At 46.4% G+C, this 23,842-nt stretch carries 15 protein-coding genes; 12 read left to right on the top strand and 3 right to left on the bottom strand.

Annotated elements, in window-relative coordinates:
* From PV783_RS19615 to PV783_RS19635, 5 genes are all read left to right on the top strand, one after another.
* Window positions 1-2,073 (top strand): MBG domain-containing protein (locus tag PV783_RS19615; protein WP_420989259.1); only part of this gene is annotated, 2,073 nt, incomplete at its 5' end.
* A 10-nt stretch (window positions 2,074-2,083) separates the two neighbouring features.
* A complete protein-coding gene (locus PV783_RS19620; protein WP_159454471.1) occupies window positions 2,084-3,001 on the top strand; it encodes a PorP/SprF family type IX secretion system membrane protein in 918 nt (305 codons plus the stop codon).
* Between the two features lie 149 nt (window positions 3,002-3,150).
* Window positions 3,151-4,125: a hypothetical protein gene (locus PV783_RS19625; protein WP_420989260.1), complete on the top strand. Its 975-nt coding sequence runs from the start codon at window positions 3,151-3,153 to the stop codon at window positions 4,123-4,125.
* Between the two features lie 95 nt (window positions 4,126-4,220).
* Entirely contained in the window at window positions 4,221-5,891 is a 1,671-nt protein-coding gene (locus PV783_RS19630) for a DUF4157 domain-containing protein (protein WP_420989261.1), read from the top strand.
* A 152-nt stretch (window positions 5,892-6,043) separates the two neighbouring features.
* Window positions 6,044-6,889 (top strand): OmpA family protein, encoded by an 846-nt coding sequence (locus PV783_RS19635; RefSeq protein ID WP_420989262.1) that lies wholly within the window; start codon window positions 6,044-6,046, stop codon window positions 6,887-6,889.
* Between the two features lie 82 nt (window positions 6,890-6,971).
* On the opposite strand, the gene PV783_RS19640 is transcribed toward PV783_RS19635, so the two are convergent.
* Together PV783_RS19640 and PV783_RS19645 are read right to left on the bottom strand one after the other, a co-directional pair.
* Window positions 6,972-8,300, bottom strand: a complete 1,329-nt coding sequence (locus PV783_RS19640) for a hypothetical protein (protein ID WP_079473091.1) — start codon at window positions 8,298-8,300, stop codon at window positions 6,972-6,974.
* Window positions 8,301-8,547: 247 nt separating this feature from the next.
* A complete protein-coding gene (locus tag PV783_RS19645) occupies window positions 8,548-9,225 on the bottom strand; it encodes a hypothetical protein (RefSeq protein ID WP_420989263.1) in 678 nt (225 codons plus the stop codon).
* Window positions 9,226-9,394: 169 nt separating this feature from the next.
* Here PV783_RS19645 and PV783_RS19650 point away from each other — a divergent pair, with 169 nt between their 5' ends.
* The 4 genes from PV783_RS19650 to PV783_RS19665 all read left to right on the top strand — a co-directional run bounded on the left by PV783_RS19650 (window position 9,395) and on the right by PV783_RS19665 (window position 15,924).
* Complete coding sequence (locus tag PV783_RS19650; RefSeq protein WP_159454470.1) at window positions 9,395-9,949, top strand: sigma-70 family RNA polymerase sigma factor; 555 nt, start codon at window positions 9,395-9,397, stop codon at window positions 9,947-9,949.
* A gap of 72 nt (window positions 9,950-10,021) precedes the next feature.
* Window positions 10,022-11,059: a FecR family protein gene (locus PV783_RS19655; protein ID WP_420989264.1), complete on the top strand. Its 1,038-nt coding sequence runs from the start codon at window positions 10,022-10,024 to the stop codon at window positions 11,057-11,059.
* An 87-nt stretch (window positions 11,060-11,146) separates the two neighbouring features.
* Window positions 11,147-14,305 carry a SusC/RagA family TonB-linked outer membrane protein gene (locus PV783_RS19660; protein WP_420989265.1) on the top strand — a complete coding sequence of 1,053 codons (3,159 nt, stop codon included), beginning with the start codon at window positions 11,147-11,149 and terminating at the stop codon, window positions 14,303-14,305.
* 17 nt (window positions 14,306-14,322) lie between these two features.
* The gene (locus PV783_RS19665) at window positions 14,323-15,924 is read left to right on the top strand and encodes a RagB/SusD family nutrient uptake outer membrane protein (RefSeq protein WP_420989266.1); all 1,602 of its coding nucleotides are present in this window, start codon (window positions 14,323-14,325) and stop codon (window positions 15,922-15,924) included.
* Between the two features lie 112 nt (window positions 15,925-16,036).
* On the opposite strand, the gene PV783_RS19670 is transcribed toward PV783_RS19665, so the two are convergent.
* On the bottom strand, window positions 16,037-18,412 hold the full coding sequence (locus PV783_RS19670; protein ID WP_420989267.1) for an ABC transporter permease: 2,376 nt from the start codon (window positions 18,410-18,412) through the stop codon (window positions 16,037-16,039).
* A gap of 259 nt (window positions 18,413-18,671) precedes the next feature.
* Here PV783_RS19670 and PV783_RS19675 point away from each other — a divergent pair, with 259 nt between their 5' ends.
* The 3 genes from PV783_RS19675 (at window position 18,672) to PV783_RS19685 (ending at window position 23,826) form a co-directional block, all read left to right on the top strand.
* On the top strand, window positions 18,672-19,232 hold the full coding sequence (locus tag PV783_RS19675; RefSeq protein WP_420989268.1) for an RNA polymerase sigma-70 factor: 561 nt from the start codon (window positions 18,672-18,674) through the stop codon (window positions 19,230-19,232).
* Between the two features lie 80 nt (window positions 19,233-19,312).
* Window positions 19,313-20,377, top strand: coding sequence for a FecR family protein (locus PV783_RS19680; protein ID WP_420989269.1), 1,065 nt, complete (start codon window positions 19,313-19,315; stop codon window positions 20,375-20,377).
* Between the two features lie 194 nt (window positions 20,378-20,571).
* A complete protein-coding gene (locus tag PV783_RS19685) occupies window positions 20,572-23,826 on the top strand; it encodes a SusC/RagA family TonB-linked outer membrane protein (protein ID WP_168771517.1) in 3,255 nt (1,084 codons plus the stop codon).
* Window positions 23,827-23,842 lie beyond the last annotated feature (16 nt).

A 23,842-nucleotide genomic window follows, 5' to 3' on the forward strand; every position in this document is an offset into this window, starting at 1 on the left:
GTTTATCCGATTACGGTTACCAATGGTGCATTATCAGCAGCTAATTACGACTTCAGCTTTGTGAACGGATCACTTACTATTACGCAAGCTTCACAAACCATCACCTTCCCGGCTATCACCGGTAAAACATATGGTGACCCTGCCTTTACACTCGGCGCCGGTAGCGATGCAGGGTTAACAGTAGCCTATGCCGTTACTTCCGGTCCGGCTACCGTAAACGGTAATACCGTCACTATCACCGGCGTGGGCAATGTAACCATCAGCGCCACACAGGCAGGAGATGCTAACTATACCGCAGCAGCGGCGGTGAGCCAATCGTTCCAGGTAACGCCGGCCACGCTGATGGTAACTGCAGATGATAAACAGAAAGTATATGGCGCTAATAATCCTGCACTCACTTACACCATCAGCGGGTTTGTGAACGGGGAAAACAATAGCGTGATTACTGGCGTTGCTGCTCTCAGCACTACTGCAAATAATAGCAGTGCATCAGGTACCTATCCTATTACAGTGGATATAACACCACTCACCGCGGCGAACTATACTTTCACTGCGGTTAATGGCAACTTAACCGTTGGACTGGCACCACAAACCATCACCTTCCCGGCCATCACCGGTAAAACATATGGCGACGCTGCCTTTGCGCTCAGCGCCGGTAGCAGCAGTGCGTTAGCGGTGAGCTACAGCGTGGTAAGCGGGCCCGCCACTATCAGCGGCAACACCGTTACCATTACCGGCGCAGGCAATGTAACCATTGCAGCTGACCAGGCAGGTAACGGCAACTACTCGCCGGCCACACAAGTCACGCAAACATTCAGCGTTGCCAAAGCGACGCTGAATATTAAAGCCAAAGACGAAGTACGCACCTATAGCGGTAACGGCTATACGGGCGGCAACGGCGTAGATTATACCGGATTCGTGAATGGAGATGCAGCAACCAGTTTAACCGGCACACTTGCCTACACAGGTACGTCGCAGGGAGCCATAAATGCAGGCACTTATGTCATTACGCCTTCTGGCTTAACCAGCAACAATTATAACATCTCCTTTACAGATGGTCAACTGACAATTGCAAAGGCACAGCAGCAAATTACCTTCACTCAAACAGGTAATAAAAACCAGGGAGATCCTGATTTCATACTCACTGCCACTGCCAGCTCCGGACTACCGGTTACGTTTACCAGCGACAATACCGCTTCCATCAGTATCAACGGCAATACGGCACACGTGGGAGCAGTAGGCACTGCCAACATCAGCGCTTCACAACCGGGTAACAGCAACTACGAGCCGGCGCAAACGGTTACACAAACTATTGTCGTTACTGCATGGACGGCGCCGGTAATCACGGCCCAGGGCAGTACCACTTTCTGCGAATCCAATACGCTCACGTTACAATCCAGCAGCACAACCACCAATGAGTGGTACCGCAACGGCATCCAGATACCCGGAGCCAGCGGCCAATCGCTGACCGTGAGCGAAAGCGGCAGCTATACCGTAAAAGCGATTTACGATAACAATTTCGGCGTACTCTCCGCAGCAGTGATAGTAACTGTAAACCCATTACCTGTGGGTAATGTACGGGCAAATGGAAACACTACAATCAGTAAGGGAGAAACGATCACACTCACGGCTTCCGGCGGCCATACCTACTTATGGACCCCGGCAACAGGACTGAATGATCCAACTACCGCTTCGCCCGTAGCCCGCCCGGCGGTTACCACCAACTACCAGGTAACTATCACCGGCAGCAGCGGTTGCAGCGTTACGAAGGATATCACAATCACTGTTAAAGAGGACTATAAACTGGAAGCCACCAATATCCTGACTCCTAACGGCGATGGCAAAAACGACCTGTGGGTGGTAAAGAATATCGATATGTACCCGCAAAATGAAGTAAAGATATTTGACCGTTCAGGACGCATGGTATTCCATCAGCGCGGCTATACCAACAACTGGAATGGTACCGTAAATGGTCAGCGGCTGGCAGAAGGAACCTACTATTATATTATTGATCTGGGCGGTAACACACCGAAGTTTAAAGGGTTTATCACAATTGTCAATGCAAATTACTAAGCAAACGACTATGAAAAAGTATGTGAGATATATCACGCTGCTGGGAGCTTTCGCTCTCAGCAGTCAATATGCAGGCGCACAAACTGCGGGCAATCCTACCATGATGTATGAGCCATTGGCGGCGCAATACTTCCTGGATCAGTACATGGCCAATGCAGCAATGGCAGGTATCGACACCGGGTTACATGTGTACGCGGCTTACCAGCGGCAATCGTCAGATATACCGGGGGCGCCGGTGGCCAAAGCCCTTACGGCCGACTATATGCTCGGAAAGCGCGTAGGCATTGGCATGAATATTTTTAACGATAAAGCCGGCTTGATCAACAGTACAAAAGTAGCCTTCACTTATGCTTACCACCTTCCATTGAGTTTAAGCGGCGCAGGGGTATTGCATTTTGGCCTGTCGGCCGCATTTATAAACCGCCGGCTGGACACCAAAGGGGTCAATGGCGATATAACCGACACCTACATCAACGCCTTCAACAGAAGGGATAATTACTTTGAAGGCGACTTCGGCATGGCCTACACCCGCAAAGGGCTTACGGTGCAGGCATCTGTCCCAAACCTGGTTAGCTTTGTTAAAAACAAAGCCGAAGACGATGGAATAGATCGCGCCCTGTACTTCGCTGCAGCGGGATATAAATTTGAAATGGACGGGCAGTTGAATTCAATAGAACCTAAAGTGTGTATGCGTGGTGTGAAAGGGTATGATAATATTATTGATGCCGGCGCTAATTTCATCTTCTTACAACAACAACTGAATGCGTTTGCCATGTATCATTCTTCGAAGAGCTTTAGTGCCGGCGCAGGCGTAAACTACAGGTCCATAGCCGGATTCCAGCTGGTATACAACTCGCAGACGGCAGGTTTGAGCAACTACACCAATGGAACATTTGAAGTAAACCTGGTCATTCATCTTTTCAAATAAAATCTGTTATCATACTTTTTTAAAAGCCTTCGGTCAGGATGATCCGAAGGCTTTTTTTCATGCACCTACCTCTTCTCCGGTATATAAAAAATCGTATCTTAAGCCCTTAATCAGATACCCTAAACGGAACACCTGCAAAAAAATAAAGCATGATCAGAAAAATTAAACCCCTGGCCAGCACGCTGGCATTGTTGTTAACTTTTACCGCCACAGTTAAAGCCCAGTCCTCTCCTGCTATATTAGCGGTATATGACGACTATTCCGGTAAAGAACCTGGCCTTACCTATTGGAAAAATGGAAAAACAATCCGGCTAACGGATGGCAAAACAACCGCAGGAGCGGCTGCTATCGCAGTATCCGGCGATGATGATTATGTTGCCGGTCACGAATATAACACCGCCGGAGAGCCTGTTGCTACCTATTGGAAAAACGGGAAAGCTGTAACGCTCGCCAACGGGGAAACATTTTCCAAAGCAGTTGGCATCGCTATATCCGGCCCGGATGTACATGTGATTGGCAGCAATGGCGGCGATGCAGTATACTGGAAAAACGGCGCCCCCACCTCGTTGGGTGCAGACGCTGAAATACATGCCATTGCACTCAACGGCAGCGATGTTTATATAGCCGGTTACCAGCCAAATGATCAGGGCAACTATGTGGCCACCTGCTGGAAAAACGGCGCCGCCATCTCGTTGTCGGACGGACAGAAGAGTGCGGAAGCCCATGCTATTGCCATATCCGGCAACGACATTTATGTAGCAGGTTTTAAAACGGATGAAGATGGAAAGGAAGTGGCCATGTATTGGAAAAACGGTGAACCGGTGATACTTCCCGGTGGCTGCAGGGCCAATGCTATTGCGGTATCCGGCAATGATGTATACGTAACCGGGATCGACAGGAATGCGGAAGGCGCCAATATCATTGTTTACTGGAAAAACGGGAAAGCGGTGAGGCTCACCGATGGCAAAGAGGCCTCCGGCGCCGGCGCAAGTGTTATCACGGTTGCAGGAAACGACGTTTATATAGCTGGTTATCTTGATGGCAAAGCCACTTACTGGAAAAATGAGAAACCGGTGGGTTTGAATGATATCATCGGGGGGATAACGGGGATGGTGGTTAGATAGCCATCATTTCAAAGCGGGCTTGTCATGATTTTACATCATTTTATAACCCAAATGATGTAAATTACGATATATGATATAATCCAATCCCTCATATTATGTCACATGAAAACCAGTATAGCGGGGTGATACATTCACCATCCTCCGCTGCAGCGTACAACCATAGTATTTCAGGAATATCGAAGCCCGCTGTTCAGCCAGTTCAAAGAGCATCTGATGAAAAGGATCATGAAGAAGATCCGTTACAAATGCGTAATGGGCCTAAGCCATTTCAATTAAAGTCCAATAATACCGGTTTGCCTGATAACCTTAAATCCGGCATTGAAAACCTGTCGGGTTATTCAATGGATGATGTAAACGTACATTACAATTCAGGCAAGCCTTCACAACTACAGGCGCACGCTTTTGCCCAGGGAACGGATATACACCTGGCATCCGGCCAGGAAAAACACCTGCCGCATGAAGCCTGGCATGTTGTACAGCAGAAACAGGGACGGGTAACGCCCACCATGCAATTGAAGGGTAAGGTAAATATCAATAATGATTCAGGGTTGGAAAAAGAAGCGGATGAAATGGGACAAAAGGCCGTACAGTTATCGAAAGATCCTGCAACCGGGCCTTATAAGGGATTCAAACAGCAGGCGGCTGCTTCGGTTGTACCTACGGCTCAACTGATGCAGATCAACGGCGTGGACGTCACCGAATCGTCGAAACTGGCAGACCTGAAGCTCGCCATAGGCTGGAGTCCGCACCTTGGAATAACCAAGCCGCTGAAAGACAACGAGAAAACGGAACTGCTAAGGCTGATCCGGCTGCTTAAAAGCGACGATAGCAGCGTGAGTGATATAGTTGAAGACCTGGAAAAGGAATCATCTGAAGAAGAGGAAGATGGAGGATATGGAGAAGGTTTTGGAGAGGAAGCAGGATTCGGAGAGGAAGATTTTAAAGGACTGCAAAGCTTTTCATTACCCGAGGTAAGCCAGCAGCCAAAACGTCGCCAGTCTCCCGAAGACTTTGGCTGGGAAAACTTTCCTGAAACCTACAAGGGGCTGAAAAAACTCGGGGTGCATGAAACCGATTTCGCAAACCTGGAAAGCCTCGTGGCGAAGGGACCTGCAGTGGAAAAAGTGGATTCAGCTAATCATATCGGTAAAGGACGCGGGTTTTATGTAACACCCGTAGGAAAAAAGAAACTGGCAACCGTTGTTGACGGTATTGTATATGGCGACAGTTTTGTTGCTATATATATCAAATCAAACATTGGAGCGGTAAGGTCACCTAACGAAGAAAGTAATCATACTGAGATCCTTGATAAGGAGCATGGGAATGAATTATGTTACTATATCATGTCCGGAGGTGGGGAAATTGTTATTCCGGAAAGATGCTTTCCTTATGTAAAAGCAGTATCGGTACTGGAGCAGCTACATCAAATCAGGGAGGAGAAGAAAAAGAAAACGGGGAAAAAGGAGAAAGAAAAAGAAGTAGATGAAGATCATGGCCGTGGCGAACATGAAGTTGGGTTGAACCCGGACCATCAGTTAGCGCTGGCCATTTACAATGATGAGGTGGACTTTGTACGGAGACTGAATAAATTATCAGATGATTACAACAGTGCCACATCGGTGAGTGTTAAAAAAAGAATTAGGCAAAGATGGATGTTCCTCGAAGCGAGATTATTTAACAGATGGCAGACGAATGGCCGTCAATATACACTCTGGTTAGATGTAAGGCCGATTGGTACCCATACTGATTTTCCACCGCATCCATAATGTGCCTTCTCCGGCTGCTGTTATTACCAGATCCGGAAAAGTAAATTGTGCCATGAAGTGATAACAAAAAAATACTATTTTTACGGATAGACGCCGTTGTTATCAACTACAACGGGCTGCTCAATATGTAAATAGTCATCATCCTTTCAACTATGAAACATTCTTTCTTTTTTAACCTTCTGCTTATCACCTGCATTGGTGTGACCAGTAATATCTATGGACAAAAATGCCCGGGCCATCCCTTGTTCAGCAACATGTCCAATTTTGAAGTATCGGATTGCGTTAACCGGGAGTTCGACAAGCTGGAGTTTACGCTGAACGACAAATCCCCAAACGGTTATAGCGTTGTGGAAAAATCCGGAGAATTCCTGGAAGTATCCTTTCGCTGGCTGGGTGACTTTGAAAATCGACCCGCACCCGTTCAGATCTATCAAAATTATAAGAATGCCATTGTAAAGGCAGGTGGTGAGCTACCGGATGCCTATAACAAAAACAGCACGCTGTATGGCAAAATCAAAAAGGGAAGCGACATATACTGGTTGCAGGTTTATACAGACGGCAGCGGCTATTATACGGTAACCAGTGTAAAAGAAGGCGCTATGCGCCAGGATGTGGAAGCCATCACCGCCGAGCAGATAAAAAAAGGAATGAAAGAAGAAGGGAAAATGGCCTTTTACGGTATTTATTTTGACACCGACAAGGCAACTATAAAACCTGAATCTACTCCCAGTTTGAAAGAAATAGCCAGCTTTTTAAAAGCGGATCCCTCTCAGAAAGTATTTATCGTTGGGCATACCGATAATACCGGGGATTTTCAGCATAACCTTACACTGTCAAAACAACGGGCAACCGCTATTGTAAATGAGTTGACCACCAAACATGGTGTGAGTGCCGGACAATTGACGGCGGAAGGGGTCGGCCCCTTATCACCCATAGGCTCTAATGCAACGGAAGCAGGTAAAGCCAGCAACAGAAGGGTAGAATTGGTACGCAGGTAAGCGCAGGATGATCCGACTATGAAGATAAAAAAAGCAGCCGGAGGATTAATCTCCGGCTGCCTGAAAATTCATTCTGCAATAACTATAACGTCTTCTTCAATTTCACTTCTACCGTCTCTCCTTCTTTTTCTATCTTCACTACCTTTTTAACAGTGGCTGAAGTGTTACCAACATAACTTCTGACAGTTGTATTCTCAGAGGTTCCCTGGTACAGGCCATTTACATAAGTATCCGTATAACCTACCACTTCAGTTCGCCTGGACGTATGTACATAACCAATTTCCGCAAAAATCAGGTAGTCGCCGGGCATCAGGTTTACAAATTCAAAATGGCCCTTGTCATCATATACAGTTGTTGTTTTGATACATTCCGCCGCTTCTTTCGGAAGTGGTACTGCTCTTCCCTTTTTCCTGGATGCTTCATTTAATTTTATCCATTCTTTAAAGAAATCGGTATAGGGGATCAAAACAATGGATGTACCTGCACGGGCGTATTGTTTTTTATTTATATTAATCACTGCAATACCACTAAGCATTCCTTCATTTTCATTGTCTTTTGCATACACTTGTCCACTGATAACCGCACTGCCCGACTTTATCAGTTTCATGGTAGCCACTTTATCAAAAGTGCTCTTGAAAGGATTAAAATCTGTCTCTCTGTCAACCATCAGAATATGCTGGCCGGCATTGGAAAATATATCCACCTTCCATAACCTGCGTGTTTCTTTGTCGATGTAATACACATACTTATCGTTGGTGGCCTGTTCAAAAACAGTCACCAGCCAAACCTTATGCGCACCGGTAAGACTGCTGGTATACATACCGCTGGTTACTTCTTCAATAATCGCCTTTTTCAGATTAACGGTATTCTCCGGTCTGTAATCATACACCGGCATGCTGGCACTGTATCCGGAAGCAAGGGGAAGTAATCCAAGTAAATAGGGATAGCAATAACCATCAAAAAAAGCTTCGTTTACCGGTTCTTTGATGACGCGTTTCTTCCGGCTTTGTTTGTCGTAATGATACCCTGTAACTTCCTTTCCATAGTTGAGCATCAGCTCATACTTATCGTTGAATGAGGACCTGTAAAGAGGCGTGAAAGTTTTCCCATCAGAAATAATGGTGTCAATCCGTGGGTCACCAGCGCCAACCAGGTTTAGTGTGGTAACGATAGACATCGTTTCTTTGTTCGCATTAATATCAATGATAAATGAGCTGATCTCCGTCTCCCTGCCCCCATCTACAATATAGCAGCCCATTTCATACTTCCCGGTTTTGAGATATTTTGTTTCAAAAGGAATCTTTCCCGGTGTTAAGGCAACTTGTGCATTACACAAACCCGCTGTAATAAGAAGTATCAGCGTAAAAAAGATGCCCGGTACCCGGGAATACTTAAAAGGATGAATGATCATGTTGGTTTAATATGCTTTGTCCAAAATACAGGTAGCCGGTTCTGAAACGGTCTTTTGCCTTGTAATCTGCAATATACTTAGATTACCATCTTTCATCATCAAAAGTAAATGCTTTTCCGGCTCATTGATCTACTGGTAAGCAGGTATTTTTTCTACTGGTTTACAGGTATTTTTCTGAGTTCCTGCGTGATGTAGGGGATGTTTTTATTTTTTCTGTTAAGAAGAATTTTTATACTTTTCCTGATCCTTATAAATCGGGTAACGCTACTCCATCACCAGGATAAAAGTTATTCTCTAAGAAAAAACAATATCTTCTCAGATCATATTCTGCATCCGAATTGAGGTAATCTATATAAAGCTGTTCCCTTCCCCTGTTCATTTCTTTTAGGGCGGAGTCATTTAACTGGTATATTAAATCGGCCTTACCGGCCCACCAATTTTTACATTGACTATACGTCCAATATTTATTCCCGTTACAGGAATAGCTGTCGAACACCTCTACAGCCCCGGCATCGATAACGCACAACAATTCAGCATAACTTTGGGGTTGTTTAAAAACATACTCCTGGCAATTGGCGTCAAACAGTACATTAAAAGGCGCTTCTGTCTCCCCTGTACCACAACTATCAGACTCTCCGGTATAAAATGTTCCGGGGAAATTAAAAGGATGCTTTTGGGGCCAATGATCGTTATCCAGGCAATCCAGGCTTGACGCTGAAAATTCAAGTACTTTTAACAGCTCCCTGCGTATCATTTCATCTGCATCATGCCTGTAAAAAAAAGAGAAGAAATCCTTGCCATACCTCTCTTCCAGCATGGGAACCTTATCATTTACTTCCTTTAAATGCTTCTTAATATATACTTCAATATTGAATTCAGTTCTTCCTCCAGCCTTTTTGAAAATGTTCCTTAAAAAGTTCATCATTTTAAATCTTTGATATTTACATTTCAAGATATCGATAATGCCGTTAACAATCGCTGAAAAAATTCTCCGTACAAAAGTCCCCGATTTCCCTCCTCCACCACCTCATTATCACCCCCTATAGGAATTCCCGCATTTATTTATTTAAATTGCCGGTGTAAAACGCCACGTTGTGAATACTATAGCTGCTTTGAAACAAGGTAACCTTTTGGTATTTAATGAAGTATACTATTCGTGCCACAAAAGGATCTACTATTTTATTCTCCGGAAAACAAAGTCTCCTTTCATCGCAGAGGAGGTGGCGCAGCTTACATTCATCAAGTTCTGGAACTACCGGGAAAGCCTGGCAGACGATCTCGACGTACAGCTCCAGCTGTTCCGGATTGCCCGTACCACCCTGATCGACTTTCTCCGGAAGGAAACCGTGTACAAAGAAAAGGTGATCCACGTAATTGAGCAGTACACCCTGCCGGCAGATGACCTCTGGGGCCGGCTGGCCGAAAAAGAGCTGCAACATAAACTGGCCCACGCACTGGAAGAAATGCCGCCGATGCGCCGCAAAGTATTTGAAATGAGCCGATTTAAAGGTATGAGCCATCAGCAGATAGCGCATGAACTTTCCTTGTCGTCCAGAACTGTGGAGTCACATATCTTTCAGGCCATCAGGCAAATAAAACATTATCTCCGTCTGCTGCTTCCCCTCATAGCCTGGCTTTTCCCGTTTTGAAAATATTTTTAGGTTTCAACTAAGTAGTCTGTCTTTCACAAACGTATTACTTATCTATCAGCCGTACATAACATGATAAATGACGAATTACTGGCGCGGTTCTTTAGCAATCAATGCACACCGGAAGAAGCCCGTGAGGTAGCCACCTACCTGCAGGAACATCCGGATATGCTGGAGAAATACCTGCCGGAAGAAGAATTTCTGCAGATACAGGACGATGGCAATTTTCCGGAAACGGTTTCCCAACAGTGGCTGAAAAACATCCACCGCCAAACCGTATTTGCCAATAGCCGTACAAAATGGGCGAAACGACTGGCCATCGCGGCAATAACCGCAGGCGTGCTGATAGGAGGAAGTTTGTTACTGGTAAACCGCGACCAGGAAAAGGAAACAGTTGTTGCATCCGCAACAATCGCATCTATTCCGCCGGAACAACAGGAACGCAAAGAAAACACCAGTGGCAAAACTATCACTACCGTGCTGCCGGATGGATCAGTGGTACAGCTTTTCCCGGATGCCAGCATGGTGTATAATAAACAGTTCAGGGACAACAGGAATATATATCTTACAGGAGAGGCAGATTTTACTGTAGTAGCCGATAAACAACACCCCTTCGTGGTGTATAGCAGCGAACTGTATACTACCGTACTGGGTACCTTTTTTCACGTGAAAGCGATCCCCGGGGAAGATATGATTACCGTACGGCTGAACACCGGTAAGGTGTTGGTACAGGGAGCCCCCAACAATAAGAAGGTAGTACTTACACCAGGAAAAGAACTGCGGTACTACCGCAAAACAGGAAGATCCATCGTGGCAGATTTCAATACTACGGGCACGGGTATATTAGTAAAAGCAGGAAACAACAACACCGGGAATGCAAAGCCGGACTGGTATAAATTTAATAATCAACCAATGGCGCAGGTCCTCGATCAGCTGAGTAATTATTACGGTGTAGCCATCTATTATTATCCGTCGGATGTAACAGAGATCTACTTCGATGGTAAATTTGAAAAGACCGACTCGCTGGTGAAGATACTGACCGATTTAACGCTTCCCAATAATCTGAAGCTGATCAGAAACGATAGCGGATTTATTATTAAGAAGAAATAATTCAACAACTATAGTTCTATTCCACAAAAGGCGCAAAGGCGCCCGGGGCTTGCTATGCCCCGGATTTTTAAAAAACACGTCCCAGTTATGAAAATGTTTTATCGACCAAAATGGCATTTGCCCCTGCTGCTATGCATGCTGATAGCAGGCGTTTCCATGTCCTCTCAGGCGCAGGGTCGCCTGCAGGTAACCGGCACCGTGCGTACCGATCAGGGCGAACTCCTCCCCAATGCCTCGGTAGTGGCGCTGAATGAAAAAACAAAGTATTCCGCCGGCGTAGTCACCGACAGCAACGGCATATTCCGTTTCTCCGGACTGCCGCCTGAAGGCAAATATCTACTCAGCATTTCTTACATGGGTTTTGAAACACAACAACTCAACAACGTCAGCCTGAAGCCTGGCGCCACATTAACTTTTTCTGTACGCCTCGTGAAAACGGTAGCAGCCCTGAACGATATCATCGTTATCGGCTATGGCTCCGCCCGGAAAAAAGATGTGGTAGGCGCCTTCAACGTGGTAACGGTAAAAGAAGCAGGCGCTGTAAACGCTACCAACCCCTCACAGCTGCTTATCGGTAAAGCTGCCGGTGTACAGGTAGTGCAAAACAGCGGCGCCGCCGGTGCAGATGCCCAGATCATTATCCGCGGTACCGGTAGTTTCACCGACATCAATCCGCTGTACGTGGTTGATGGTATCCAGGGAACCAAAAACCTGTTCAATACGCTCAATCCGCAGGATATAGAGAGCATCACCATTCTGAAAGATGCGTCTTCTACTGCTATCTACGGCTCTGCAGCTGCCAACGGCGTGGTGATCATCACCACCAAAAAAGGGAAGCCCGGTCCGCCCCGTGTTAACTTTACTTCCCAATGGGGCATCGCCAAAGCATGGAAACAACTGGACCTCCTCAACGCAGTACAGTACGTTGATGCGTTGAAAGATCTCGCCGCTACCAAAAATGCCGTACTGCCCGCGAAATTCAATACCCCGGCGGTATTACAGGACAGCACCAACTGGCAGGATGCCATTTTCCGCAACGCCCTTGTATCCGAACACGATCTGAACATCAGCGGCGGCGGTGAAAAAGTAAACTACTCTGTATCTGCCACCTATATCAATCAGCAGGCGATCATAACCAACGCTACCAACAAAAGATTCCAGGCACGCGTGGGGCTGGAAGAAATCCTGGGACGCTTCCGGTTTACCCAGAACCTGATATTCAGACAGTATGTGAGCAACGGCAACTATGCCAGCATCATCAATGCCATTCAGTATGCTCCGTATAAACCCGTGCTGGACGCATCTATACAGGGCGGTTATTCTATCATGTCAAACATCGACGACTACAGCAACGCCAGTAATCCGCTTCAGGATATTTCCATGAGAAGTCAGACGACTAAATCACTGGCCTTTTTCCCGCAGCTGTCGGGCGAAGTACGTATCATCGACGGACTGAAATTCCGCTCACAGTTTGCAGCAGAAGTGAACTCCAACCGGAACAACAGCTACCAGCAACAGTACCAGTCGTCCAACTTCCTGAACCAGGCCCGCCAGTCGATGCTGGGCTTTACAGAGAACTCCTATTACATGCTGGAAAACTACCTGTCGTACGACAAAATACTCGGCAAACACCAGCTCTTTTTAATAGCAGGACAAAGTTATATCGATCCAGGTATCACCAACGGCTCTACTATAAGAGGTACCGGCCAGCCCAATGATAATATTCCCAACGTAGGCGTAGCTTCTTCCCAGTCTGTTACCAACTCCTATTCCAACTATGCCCGTCCTTCCGTGATCTCTTACTACGGCCGGCTGAACTATACTTTTGATGATAAATATATCCTGACCACCAGCTACCGCAGGGATGGCGCCTCCAACTTCGGTATTAATAACCGTTATGGTAACTTCGCCGCAGCGGGCTTGTCGTGGCGCTTTTCAGAAGAAGGATTTATGAAGAAGGCATTCCCTGTATTGTCGGATGGTAAACTCAGCGCCAGCTGGGGACAAACCGGCAACAACAACATTCCTAACTTCCTGAATACCGCGAAAACGTACCAGGGTACACCCGGAGGTGCACTGGTATATTCCTTTGGCAGCACGGAAACATTTGTATCCGGCACCACTATCACCACTTTAAGTAACCCCGATTTAAAATGGGAACAAACCGCCCAGACAGATATCGGTATCGACCTGGCATTTTTAAATAACCGCCTCACCATCGAAGCCGATTGGTACAACAGGAAAAGTACCGGCCTGCTGGTTACTACCCTTCTGCCGGGAAGTATTGGCGTAAGCCCTACCGGCACGCAGCCGCGGAAAACAGTAAATGCTGCAGATGCGCAAAATAAAGGCTTTGAACTCACCGTCGGTTACAGGGATAAGATCAATAGTAACTTCAGCTACAACGTAAGCGTGAACGGATCCATCAACAGCAACGAGGTACTGTCATTAGGCGACCAGTTCTCCGCGCCTATCCAGGCAGGTGCTTTCACACCGGTACCAGCTACTACCTACACTGCTGCCGGCTATGCCATCGGTTCTTTTTATGGCTACCGTTTGGATCATGTGGCCCGGGATGCCGCGGAAATTACTGCGCTTGACCAGGAAGCCGCTAAAAAAACAGGCGTGGCAAACGCTAAATTCCAGGATGGATTGTTACCGGGAGATTTTATTTATAAAGATATCAACGGCGATGGCGTAGTTAACGCGAAAGACCAGGAAATACTGGGCAACGCCATCCCGAAATATATTTATGGCATCAACGCCGGCGTAACGTATAAGAACTTCGACCTGAACGTGGTACTATCCGGTATCAGCGGATTAAAACTTCTGAACGGCTTAAAATTAAATACCAGCATTATGGCTACCGGTCATAACGCTTCTACCGACATACTCGACAGATGGCGCAAACCCGGTGATGTAGCGGCTTTACCAAGAATAGGCCAGAATGCTACGGGCAATGGCAACCTCCGTCCATCCGACTGGTGGCTGGAAGATGGCAGCTACCTGCGTTTGAGGAATATTACCATCGGTTACAATGCACCGGTGTCGATGTTAACCAACATCACCAAAGGCACTGTTAAATCGCTCCGCATTTACGTAGCAGCGCAAAACTTAGTCACCATCACTAATTACACCGGTTACGATCCGGAAATAGCCGGCGATTACCTGTTTGCGCGGGGTATTGATCAGGGACAGGTACCACAGCCAAAAACCTTCCTGGCAGGTATTCAACTAGGGTTTTAATTTTTAAAAAGTATTTTATGAAGAAGTATATATATCAATTGCTCCTGGTAGCCACACTGGTCGCCATCGCACCCGGATGTAAAAAATCCCGTCTCGAGCTGGTGGATCAAAGCGCCTATGCGTACGATACTTATTTTACAAACATAGGTGCGCTCAACCAGGCTACTGTAGCCAGTTACGCCACGCTGCTGCATCCGGGGTTATGGGCACGGGAGTATTATTTTATTTTTGACCTGATGGGACACGATGCCAAACGTGCCAGCTTTTTGCAGGGCCCGGAACAGGAACTCGGTGATTACAGTTTTGGTTCCAACAACTCAAATCTCAGCGCATTATGGGGCTCCCTGTACCGCATGATATTCCGGACCAACCTCGTGATCGACCGTGCTGCAGCCTGGAATCCTACCGCTACCGCCGATCGCGCCAAACTGAACCAGTACCTCGCAGAGGTAAAGTTCCTGCGGGCGTATGCCTACTTTCACCTGGTAACATTATGGGGAGATGTGCCACTGTACACCGACTATCAAACCACACTTAATAACAACTATTTATCCCGCAGCCCTGCTGCTGATGTGTGGAAACAGATAGAAAAAGACCTCACAGAAGCCCAGGCTACTGCCGAACTGCCTGCCGTATATCCCACCGCAGAATTGGGCAGGGCTACCAAAGGCGCTGTCACAGCCCTTCTTGGCAAGGTATACCTGTACCAGAAAAAATGGGTACCTGCACAAACAGAATTCGAAAAACTGATGGGCGCCCCTTATGCGTATCAACTCGATCCTTCCTTTGATAATGTTTTCAGTACCACCAACCAGAACTCACCGGAAAACATTTTCCAGATCATGAACCAGCAATGGACCGACTGGGGCATTGGTTCACCCTACTATATGTTTGGCAACGGTGCAGAACAGGTAGGCAAACAAACGCATTCCGGCCGCGCAATGGAATACGGCTGGAACGATTGGAAGAACGTGTACATCAGCAATGCGGCCGTAAAAGCATTCACCTATACCAACCCTGCTAACGGTCAGCTCTATACGGATCCACGCGCCAGATCCACTTTCTACGGCACTGCCGCTTCCGGCGGAGACACGCTGTACTGCCAGCAATGCGCTGCCGGTGCAAAGGCATATCCCTTTGATCCAGCCGATCCCCAGGGCGATTATCGCTGGAAGAAATACGAATACTATAACCTCATGGAAAAATATGGCGATCCGAAAAGCCCGATCAACGGACAGGTGATCCGCCTGGCAGATGTAATGCTCATGCTGGCTGAAGCGCAGATCCAGCAAGGGAATACAGGCAATGCTCCCCTGGCACTGATCGACAGTGTACGTTCCCGCTCGCACGCATTTTTATATACCACGCTGGGCGATAAAGAAAACGCCATGAAAATACTGATACGCGAACGCCAGCTGGAATTGTGCGGTGAGCAGTCCCGCTACTTCGATCTGCTGCGCTGGGGTATTATCAAACAAACCATCAACGCAGAAAAAGCCGCAGAACCCGGCACCGGCACACAGCCGTTCCAGGACAAACACCTGCTGCTGCCTATTCCCGATGCAGAAAAAAATTACAATCCTAATGTAGCCAGGGCTGTCAACAATGGCTGGAATTAATCATATAAAAACAGCCAGAATTAACGACCGTCAGGAAATACTAATAAAAAGCCCGGGGCAATGCTCCGGGCTTTTTATATGGGAATTCTTCTGCTGCAATTAAACAGGGAAACTATTCCTTTCTCAAACTTATCACCGGGTTTATTAATGCCGCTTTAATAGCCTGGTAACTTACTGTTGCAACGGCTATTACTACGGACAGGATACACGCAACTGCGAATACCCACCAGTGAATGGCAACACGATATTCATAGTATTGCAGCCATTTATACATCGTCCAATATGATAATGGCGCCGCTATTACAAATGAAATAATAACCAGCTTTACAAAGTCTTTAGCCAATAAGGCAGTAATACCGGCCACTGAGGCGCCTAATACTTTCCGCACACCTACTTCCTTGATCCTGCTTTCTGCCATATATGTAGCAAGACCAAACAACCCCAGGCAGGAAATAAAAATGGTAAGCCCCGCAAATAAAGCGGCTAAAGTGCCCTGGCGTTGTTCATTATCAAATTTCCGCGCGTAGGCTTCATCTATAAACTTATACTCAAACGGATAATCCGGGTTGTATTTTCTGAAAATAGATTCCATTTTTTCAAGGTTCTTCGCAGTAGCATAATCTCCATTTAGTTTTATCTGCACCACTTTAAAAGTCATAAAGCTACTCTTCGCACCGCATATCAATATTGGTCTCGTTGGTTCATAAGGACTGGTAAGAATAAAATCTTTAATGACTCCTACAATATGCCAGTCAACCCCAAGATCACTTACTACTTTACCAATCGGATCTTTAAACTTCATTACTTTCAACGAGGATTCATTTACAATCAGCGCTGATGAATCAGTAGGGTATTTTTTCAGATCGAAATCACGGCCTTCAATAAACTGTAACCCTGCAGTAGCGCCCAAACCTTCATCCGCTAAATACCGGTCGAAAGATGTTTTATCATTCGGATCCTTCCCTTCCCACTTCTGTCCCCATCCATTACTCCACCTTTCAGTAAGCGGGGAATTTGTTCTTGTAACTGATTTCGCAACACCGGATTCAAGCAATTCATTTTTTATCAGCGCGTAATTCTTTGATATATCACCTGTCATAAAATGATACACCAGATTATCTTTATTATATCCTGTTTCCCGCTCACGGGCATAGTCTATCTGTTGCTTTACAATAATAGTGCAGATGATAAGAACGGTGGCAAATGTGAACTGTAGTACCACCAATACTTTTCTTGGCGTTACCAACGCGTTTGCTTTTTTAAAGGTGCCCTTTAATACTTTAACAGGTTGGAAAGACGAAAGAAAGAAGGCGGGATAGCTGCCGGCTAACAAACCGGTAAACAGGATAAACCCGATAAACGCCATCCAGGTATAAACATTGCTAAAATCGAGAAATAGTTTTTTATCCGTAAGCTGGTTATAGGCGGGCAAACTCAGCTGAACAATAAGGATCGCCACCATACCGGCCAGAAAGGCAATAAAAACGGACTCCCCGATAAACTGACTGATAAGTGAACTCTTCTGTGCCCCCACTACTTTTCTTATTCCAACTTCCTTCGCCCGCTTTTCACTTCTTGCGGTACTCAGGTTCATAAAGTTGATGCAGGCAATCAATAATATTAACCCGGCAATAATGCCGAATATTTTTACGAATGTACTACGGCCACCGTTGTCTTCCCCACCATTGCTGAAGCTTGAATACAACCGCCAGCGGTCAAGCGGGTAAATAAACATCTCCCATTTCATCGTTTTTGCCTCATCACTATAATGCTGCTTCAATTCTTTTATTTTAGCATCAGCGGAAGCATAGCTTACATTTGGTTTCAGCATTACATAAGTAGGGGTACTGTTATCGCTCCAGCCTAAATCCGTTCCTTCCCTGTATTTTAAAGATGACATGGGCAACAGGTATTCAAAATCAAATCTTGTATTGCCCGGCAAATCTTTTAAAATACCGGTAACCGTAAAATTATCTTTATTCTCAATTTTTATAATTTTCCCCATTGCATCTTCATTGCCGAATAAACTTTTAGCAGTTCTTTCGGTAAGCACTACCGAATGGACATCATTCAGCGCTGTAATGGGATTGCCTTTCAGCATCGGGAAGGTGAACATCTGGAGGAAACCGGTATCTGCCAGCATGCCCGACTTTATTAGTTTTTTATCGCCCACTGAAAGAAGACCACTACTGGGACCTACCCTTACCGCACGCTCTACCTCAGGCAAATCTTTTTCCACCGCGCGGGCCGTTAATGCGGATACGGTATTCCAGTACGAAAGCTCACCCTCAAAGGGTACACGATTCCATACTTCGTATATCCTGTCCTTGTTGGCATGAAACCCGTCGTAGCTTCGTTCGTCCTGTATCCACAACAAAATAAGTATCGCGGCAGCCATGCCTACAGCAAGCCCCGTAATATTGATGGCTGAAAACCCTTTGTTACGCCACAGGTTGCGGCAAACGACCTTGAAGAAATTTCTGATCATAATAGATGGATGATTCCCGGACTGCAACGTACGGGATTTGCGGGAATGCTGCGCCAAGACAATGCCGGATACCTATTTAATTGATTTACAACAAAGTAGCTGTATCATAAATATGGTTTTGTTCATTTTCGATACAAAAATTGTCCGCTTTTGAACACAAAAGGCCGGGCTTCCCACTTATGATAATATAATATCAAAATCGGGTAATACTGCATAGTGTACCTATCTAAAGATAAGTTAACTTGGTTTGGTCATTATTATGAGCAGTCAAAACCACGATTATACTTCTTTTTGGGCAACAGGGGATCTTTCATCGTTTAAAGAAATGATGAAAGCGTTCACTCCTTCCCTGAAGCATTTCGCCGGTAATATTGTAGGTAATGAGGCAGAAGCCGAAGAAATTGTGGCAGATGTATTTATCAAAATATGGCAACAACGGCTACAAGTCACCTCCCCTGACGATGTCCGGTATTATCTTTTTAAAGCCGTTAAAAACACCGCGCTCAATTACCTGAAAAGCAATGGCCGCCGCATTACGCACCATACCGCCTGGGAAATACAGGTAAACCGCGTTACTTCCAAAAACCCGGAAGACATCCTGATCAGCAAGGAACAGCTATCGCACATCAATGCCGCCATCAACTCCTTACCCCACCGCTGCCGCCAGATCTTCATCCTCGTAAAAGAAGAAGGGCTCACCTATGAACAGGTGGCCACGCTGCTGGACCTCTCCAAGGCTACTGTAAATGTACAAATGACCATCGCCCTCAAAAAAATATGGGCAGCACTGGGTTCCTCCATCCAATATTCCTACTCCTGACTTTTTTTTCGCCCACCTTAATTGTTTTTCTTTTTTGCGTTGTCTTAATAGGGAATCAACTGAAATCATACTTTCTGTAAATGACCAAACGATTATGGGAATTACTGGCGCTGCATTGGAGCGGCGAGATTTCCACGGAAGAAAAAACGGAACTGGACAAGCTCCTGCTGGAGCATCCGGGAGACTGGCTCAGGACGGGACAGCTGGAGCAGCTATCTTTTAAAAAGATACCGGCTGCTGAAGAAGACGCGCATACCGATGCCCTGATAGACAAGGTGATGGGAACCATTACTGCGGAACCGTCTTTAACCGGGAAAAGCTCCCGGAAAAAGTTCCTGCACGCCTATAAATACCAACTATCCGTAGCCATCGCCATGCTGGGTATAACGGCCATGCTCACCTTTGTGTACCTGTACCGGCAACATCCCGGGTATAAGATCGTATCCACCGACGCCGGTATGAAAACAAAGATCCGTTTATCTGATGGCAGCATTATCTGGCTCAATGCCGGCAGCACTTTAAGGTATCCGGAAAAACTGGATAAGGCTAAAAGAGAAGTATACCTGAGCGGGGAAGCATATTTTGATATCAAACAGGCGCCTAACCGGCCATTTATCATCCATGCACAAAAAATGGATATACGGGTACTGGGCACCGCGTTTAATGTCCGCTCCTATAAAGATGAAGATTTTGAGGAAACCGCCGTGATTTCAGGAGCAGTGGAAGTAACGGCAACGGACGAACGTAAAGTGATGAAGGTGATGCCCAACCAGAAAGTAATTCTCCGGAAAACAATAAACGATCATACCGGAACAAACAACAGCATTGCCGGATCAGGTAATAAAGAACAAACAAAAATTGAACGTCAGCCACTGTCTGTCCTTTCATCAACAGACACCATTCATGTAATGGAAACTGCCTGGATGAACAACCAACTCATATTCCGCAATGAATCACTGCTGGCGCTTTCGCTGCGACTGGAACGCTGGTACGGAGTGAAAATCAACATCGAAAACCAACAACTGGCCACGTTAAGATTTTCCGGACGGGCAGATAATATTTCTATTGAAAAACTGCTGGAGGTACTCCAGAATATTCAACCATTCAATTATTCCATTCAGGATGATATAGTGACAATCAAGTAAACCAGAAGTTATGAAAAATAGTATCATGATCGGGGAGCGACCTCCCTAGCGGCATCGCTATGCCCGGAATCTCCGTTATGGACCTCCACAGATTTTCAGATTTATTGATTTTATAAGCTCACTTCCAGGTTATGAAAATAGCATTGAAACAAACCACGTTCGCCTTACGTTGTAATAGACGAAAATTATTTCTCATGATCAAATTTACCGGAGTATTGTTCCTGCTGTTTTTCCAGGCCACTGCAGCAGGATTTTCGCAGAATACGATATCCGTGTCCTTCGTTAATGCAGATATCGAGAAAGTGTTCCGCTATCTCGAGAAAAAAACGACCTACACATTTTATTACAGCAACAACGAAACAGAGAAAACACCCAAACTCAGCCTCACCATGGAAAAGGCTGATATCCGGGAAGTACTGGATGCCGTAGCACTCAAAACCGGTCTTCATTATACTATCCTCGATAACAGCATGGTGGTATTTAAAAACGCCGGTGAACGGATTCAAACAAAAAAAATTACCGGGAAGGTAGTGGATGAAAAAGGCCAGCAACTTCCCAACATTACGGTGCAGGTAAAGGGTACCACCATCGGCACATTAACAACAGTAGACGGGTTGTTTACGCTACAGGTGCCGGAAAATGCCGTCCTGGTAGTATCTGCCATCGGTTTTCTCAAACAGGAAATACCCGTTGCCGGTCAATCTTCCTTCAACATCATTCTCAAAGAAGATGTATCAGGATTAAATGAAGTAGTGGTAGTAGGTTACGGCACACAGGAAAAACATAAACTAACCAGTGCAGTAGCTACTATTTCCGGTGCAGAGCTGAACAAACGGGTAGCCACCAACCCCGTGTCCCTGCTACAGGGACAACTTCCGGGATTACAGGTTACCCAGGGCTCCGGTGAACCGGGAAATGAAAACATTCAATTACGCATCCGCGGCATCAGCACTTTTAGCGGTGCGGGCAACGATCCGCTCGTGGTAATAGATGGTTTACCGGGAAGCCTGAGTGTTTTAAATCCCAACGATATCGAATCTATTTCTGTGTTGAAAGATGCCGCATCCGCAGCCATCTATGGCTCCCGCGGCGCCAATGGCGTAATTGTAGTGAAAACAAAAAAAGGACGCGCCGGTTTTTCTCTCACCTATGGATATAATCTCGGTGTTTCAAAAGCAGCCAAACTGCCGCAGATTATTTCCAACTCAGCAGAGTACATGCAGCTGTCCAACGAAGCCCGGACTAATTCAGGTCTTGCACCGCTTTATACCCAGCAGCAGATCGATCTGTACCAACAGGCTACCGACCGGGTGAAATACCCTAATCACAACTGGCTGGACGATATCTTCCGCACGGCTTATACCCAGAACCATTACCTGAATATGAGCGGCGGAAAAGAAGGTACTACGTACAGTCTTGGTTTAGGCATCAGCAACCAGCCAGGCGTGTTAATCGGCTTCGACTATAAAAAATATACCCTGGACCTGGGCCTCAGCTCCCGGATCAACAAAAGGGTGACCATTGGTACCAATGTGCAGATGCGGTACGCCGACAGGAAATATCCTGAAAACGGCGCAGGCGATATGTTCCTTTCAGCCCTGGCGCAGTCGCCCCTCTACCCTGCCTCCAGCGATGGAAAATGGATCAAGAAAGCCTACTCCAATGAACTGGGTAATAAAAATCCCGTGGCCATCGTGGATGAAGATGTCCGGGTTAAAACAAACGACTACTACGCGCAGGGAAACCTCTCCCTCGATGTGGACATCGTGGATGGATTAAGATGGGAAAACAGGGCAGGTATGAACTACGACAACTACAAATACAATGACTTCAGGCCCGTTGTACCTACCTACTATTTCAGTGACATGAGCCCCGCCGGATTGCTCGACGACGGTACACCCGGGCTGACTGTAGGCAACACCGGCAACATCTACACCGTTTATTACAGCCAGTTTACCTACAAAAATAAATTCGGTGACCATAACCTCTCCGCGCTGGCAGGTTATCAGCAGGAACAAAATAAAGCCGATACCCTCAATGCCAGCCGCACACAGTTTCCAACCAACCTGCTGAGGGAACTGAATGCAGGCCCCACAGAAGGACAGGCCAATAACGGAACCTCCGGTACCTGGGCTATCCGCTCTTTTTATGGTAATGCGAATTATGATTATAAAGATAAATACCTGCTCGGCGCCAGCGTAAGATACGACGGTACTTCGCGGCTGCCTTCAGATACCCGCTGGGGATTGTTCTATTCCTTTTCCGGCGCATGGCGTGCATCAGAAGAATCATTCCTGAAAAATGTTACCTGGATAAACGACCTGAAGCTACGCGCCTCCTGGGGCCAGCTGGGCAACCAGAACATCGGTACCTATCCGTATCAGTCCACGCTCGATAACAGACCTTATGCCTTTGGCTCCAATGTTTCCACCGGCTTTACCGGCAGCCAGATCATAGATCCTACTCTTACCTGGGAAACTACAAGGGTATTGGACCTCGGTCTTAATCTCACTGCATTTGATAACCGGCTTACCTTCACCGGCGACTGGTTCAATAAATATACCTTTGACATCCTCCGCAGCTCCCAGGTACCGCTGTGGCTGGGATTAGCAGCCCCTATTATCAATAACGGAGCCGTAAGAAACAAGGGATTTGAATTCAATGTACAATACAACGATAAGATCGGGAAAAACTTTACCTGGTATATTGGCGCCAATTTCCAACGCTACAAAAATATACTGGAAGAATTTGGCAAGCGTGAAATCAGCGGTACCACCATCCGGGAAGAAGGACACCCTTTGGATGAATACTACCTCTATCAGTGGGATGGCATTTTTCAGAGCGCAGATGAAATTGCCAAATCGCCCAAACAGCCTGTAGACGCCACTCCCGGCGATCTGAAAATAAAAGATGTGAATGGAGATGGTGTGATCGATGATAAAGACCGGACCTATACCAAAGGAAAATATCCCACTTTCCAGTATGCTTTTAATCTTGGTGCATCATGGAAAAACTTTGACCTGAGCGCACAATTCTATGCTTCACAGGGACAAAAGATCTATGTAAACGGATGGGGAATAGAACCTTTCCGGCAAGGCTCCGTACCTACTACAGACTGGCGCAACCGCTGGACACCGGAAAACCCCAGCACCACTATGCCTAAAATATATGTAGCAGATGGCTATGCTCCCGTTCAGAACTATGCCTCCACTTACTTCCTGAAAGATGCCTCTTTCCTCCGGCTCAGGAATGTGCAGCTGGGCTACAACCTGCCGGCAGCCACTATTACCCGGGTAGGTATAAAATCGCTGCGGGTGTTCTTTACCGCTGAAAATGTATTCACCATCAGCAAATTCCCGGGACTTGATCCCGAACGCGTAGGAGACGGTAACTATGTTACCTATCCGCAAACCAAAACATACACTTTTGGCGCTATGGTTCAGTTTTAATTTCTTCTGTTAAAAG

Origin of the sequence: Chitinophaga sp. CC14 (assembly GCF_048957795.1) — a bacterium.
Lineage (GTDB): Bacteria > Bacteroidota > Bacteroidia > Chitinophagales > Chitinophagaceae > Chitinophaga > Chitinophaga ginsengisegetis.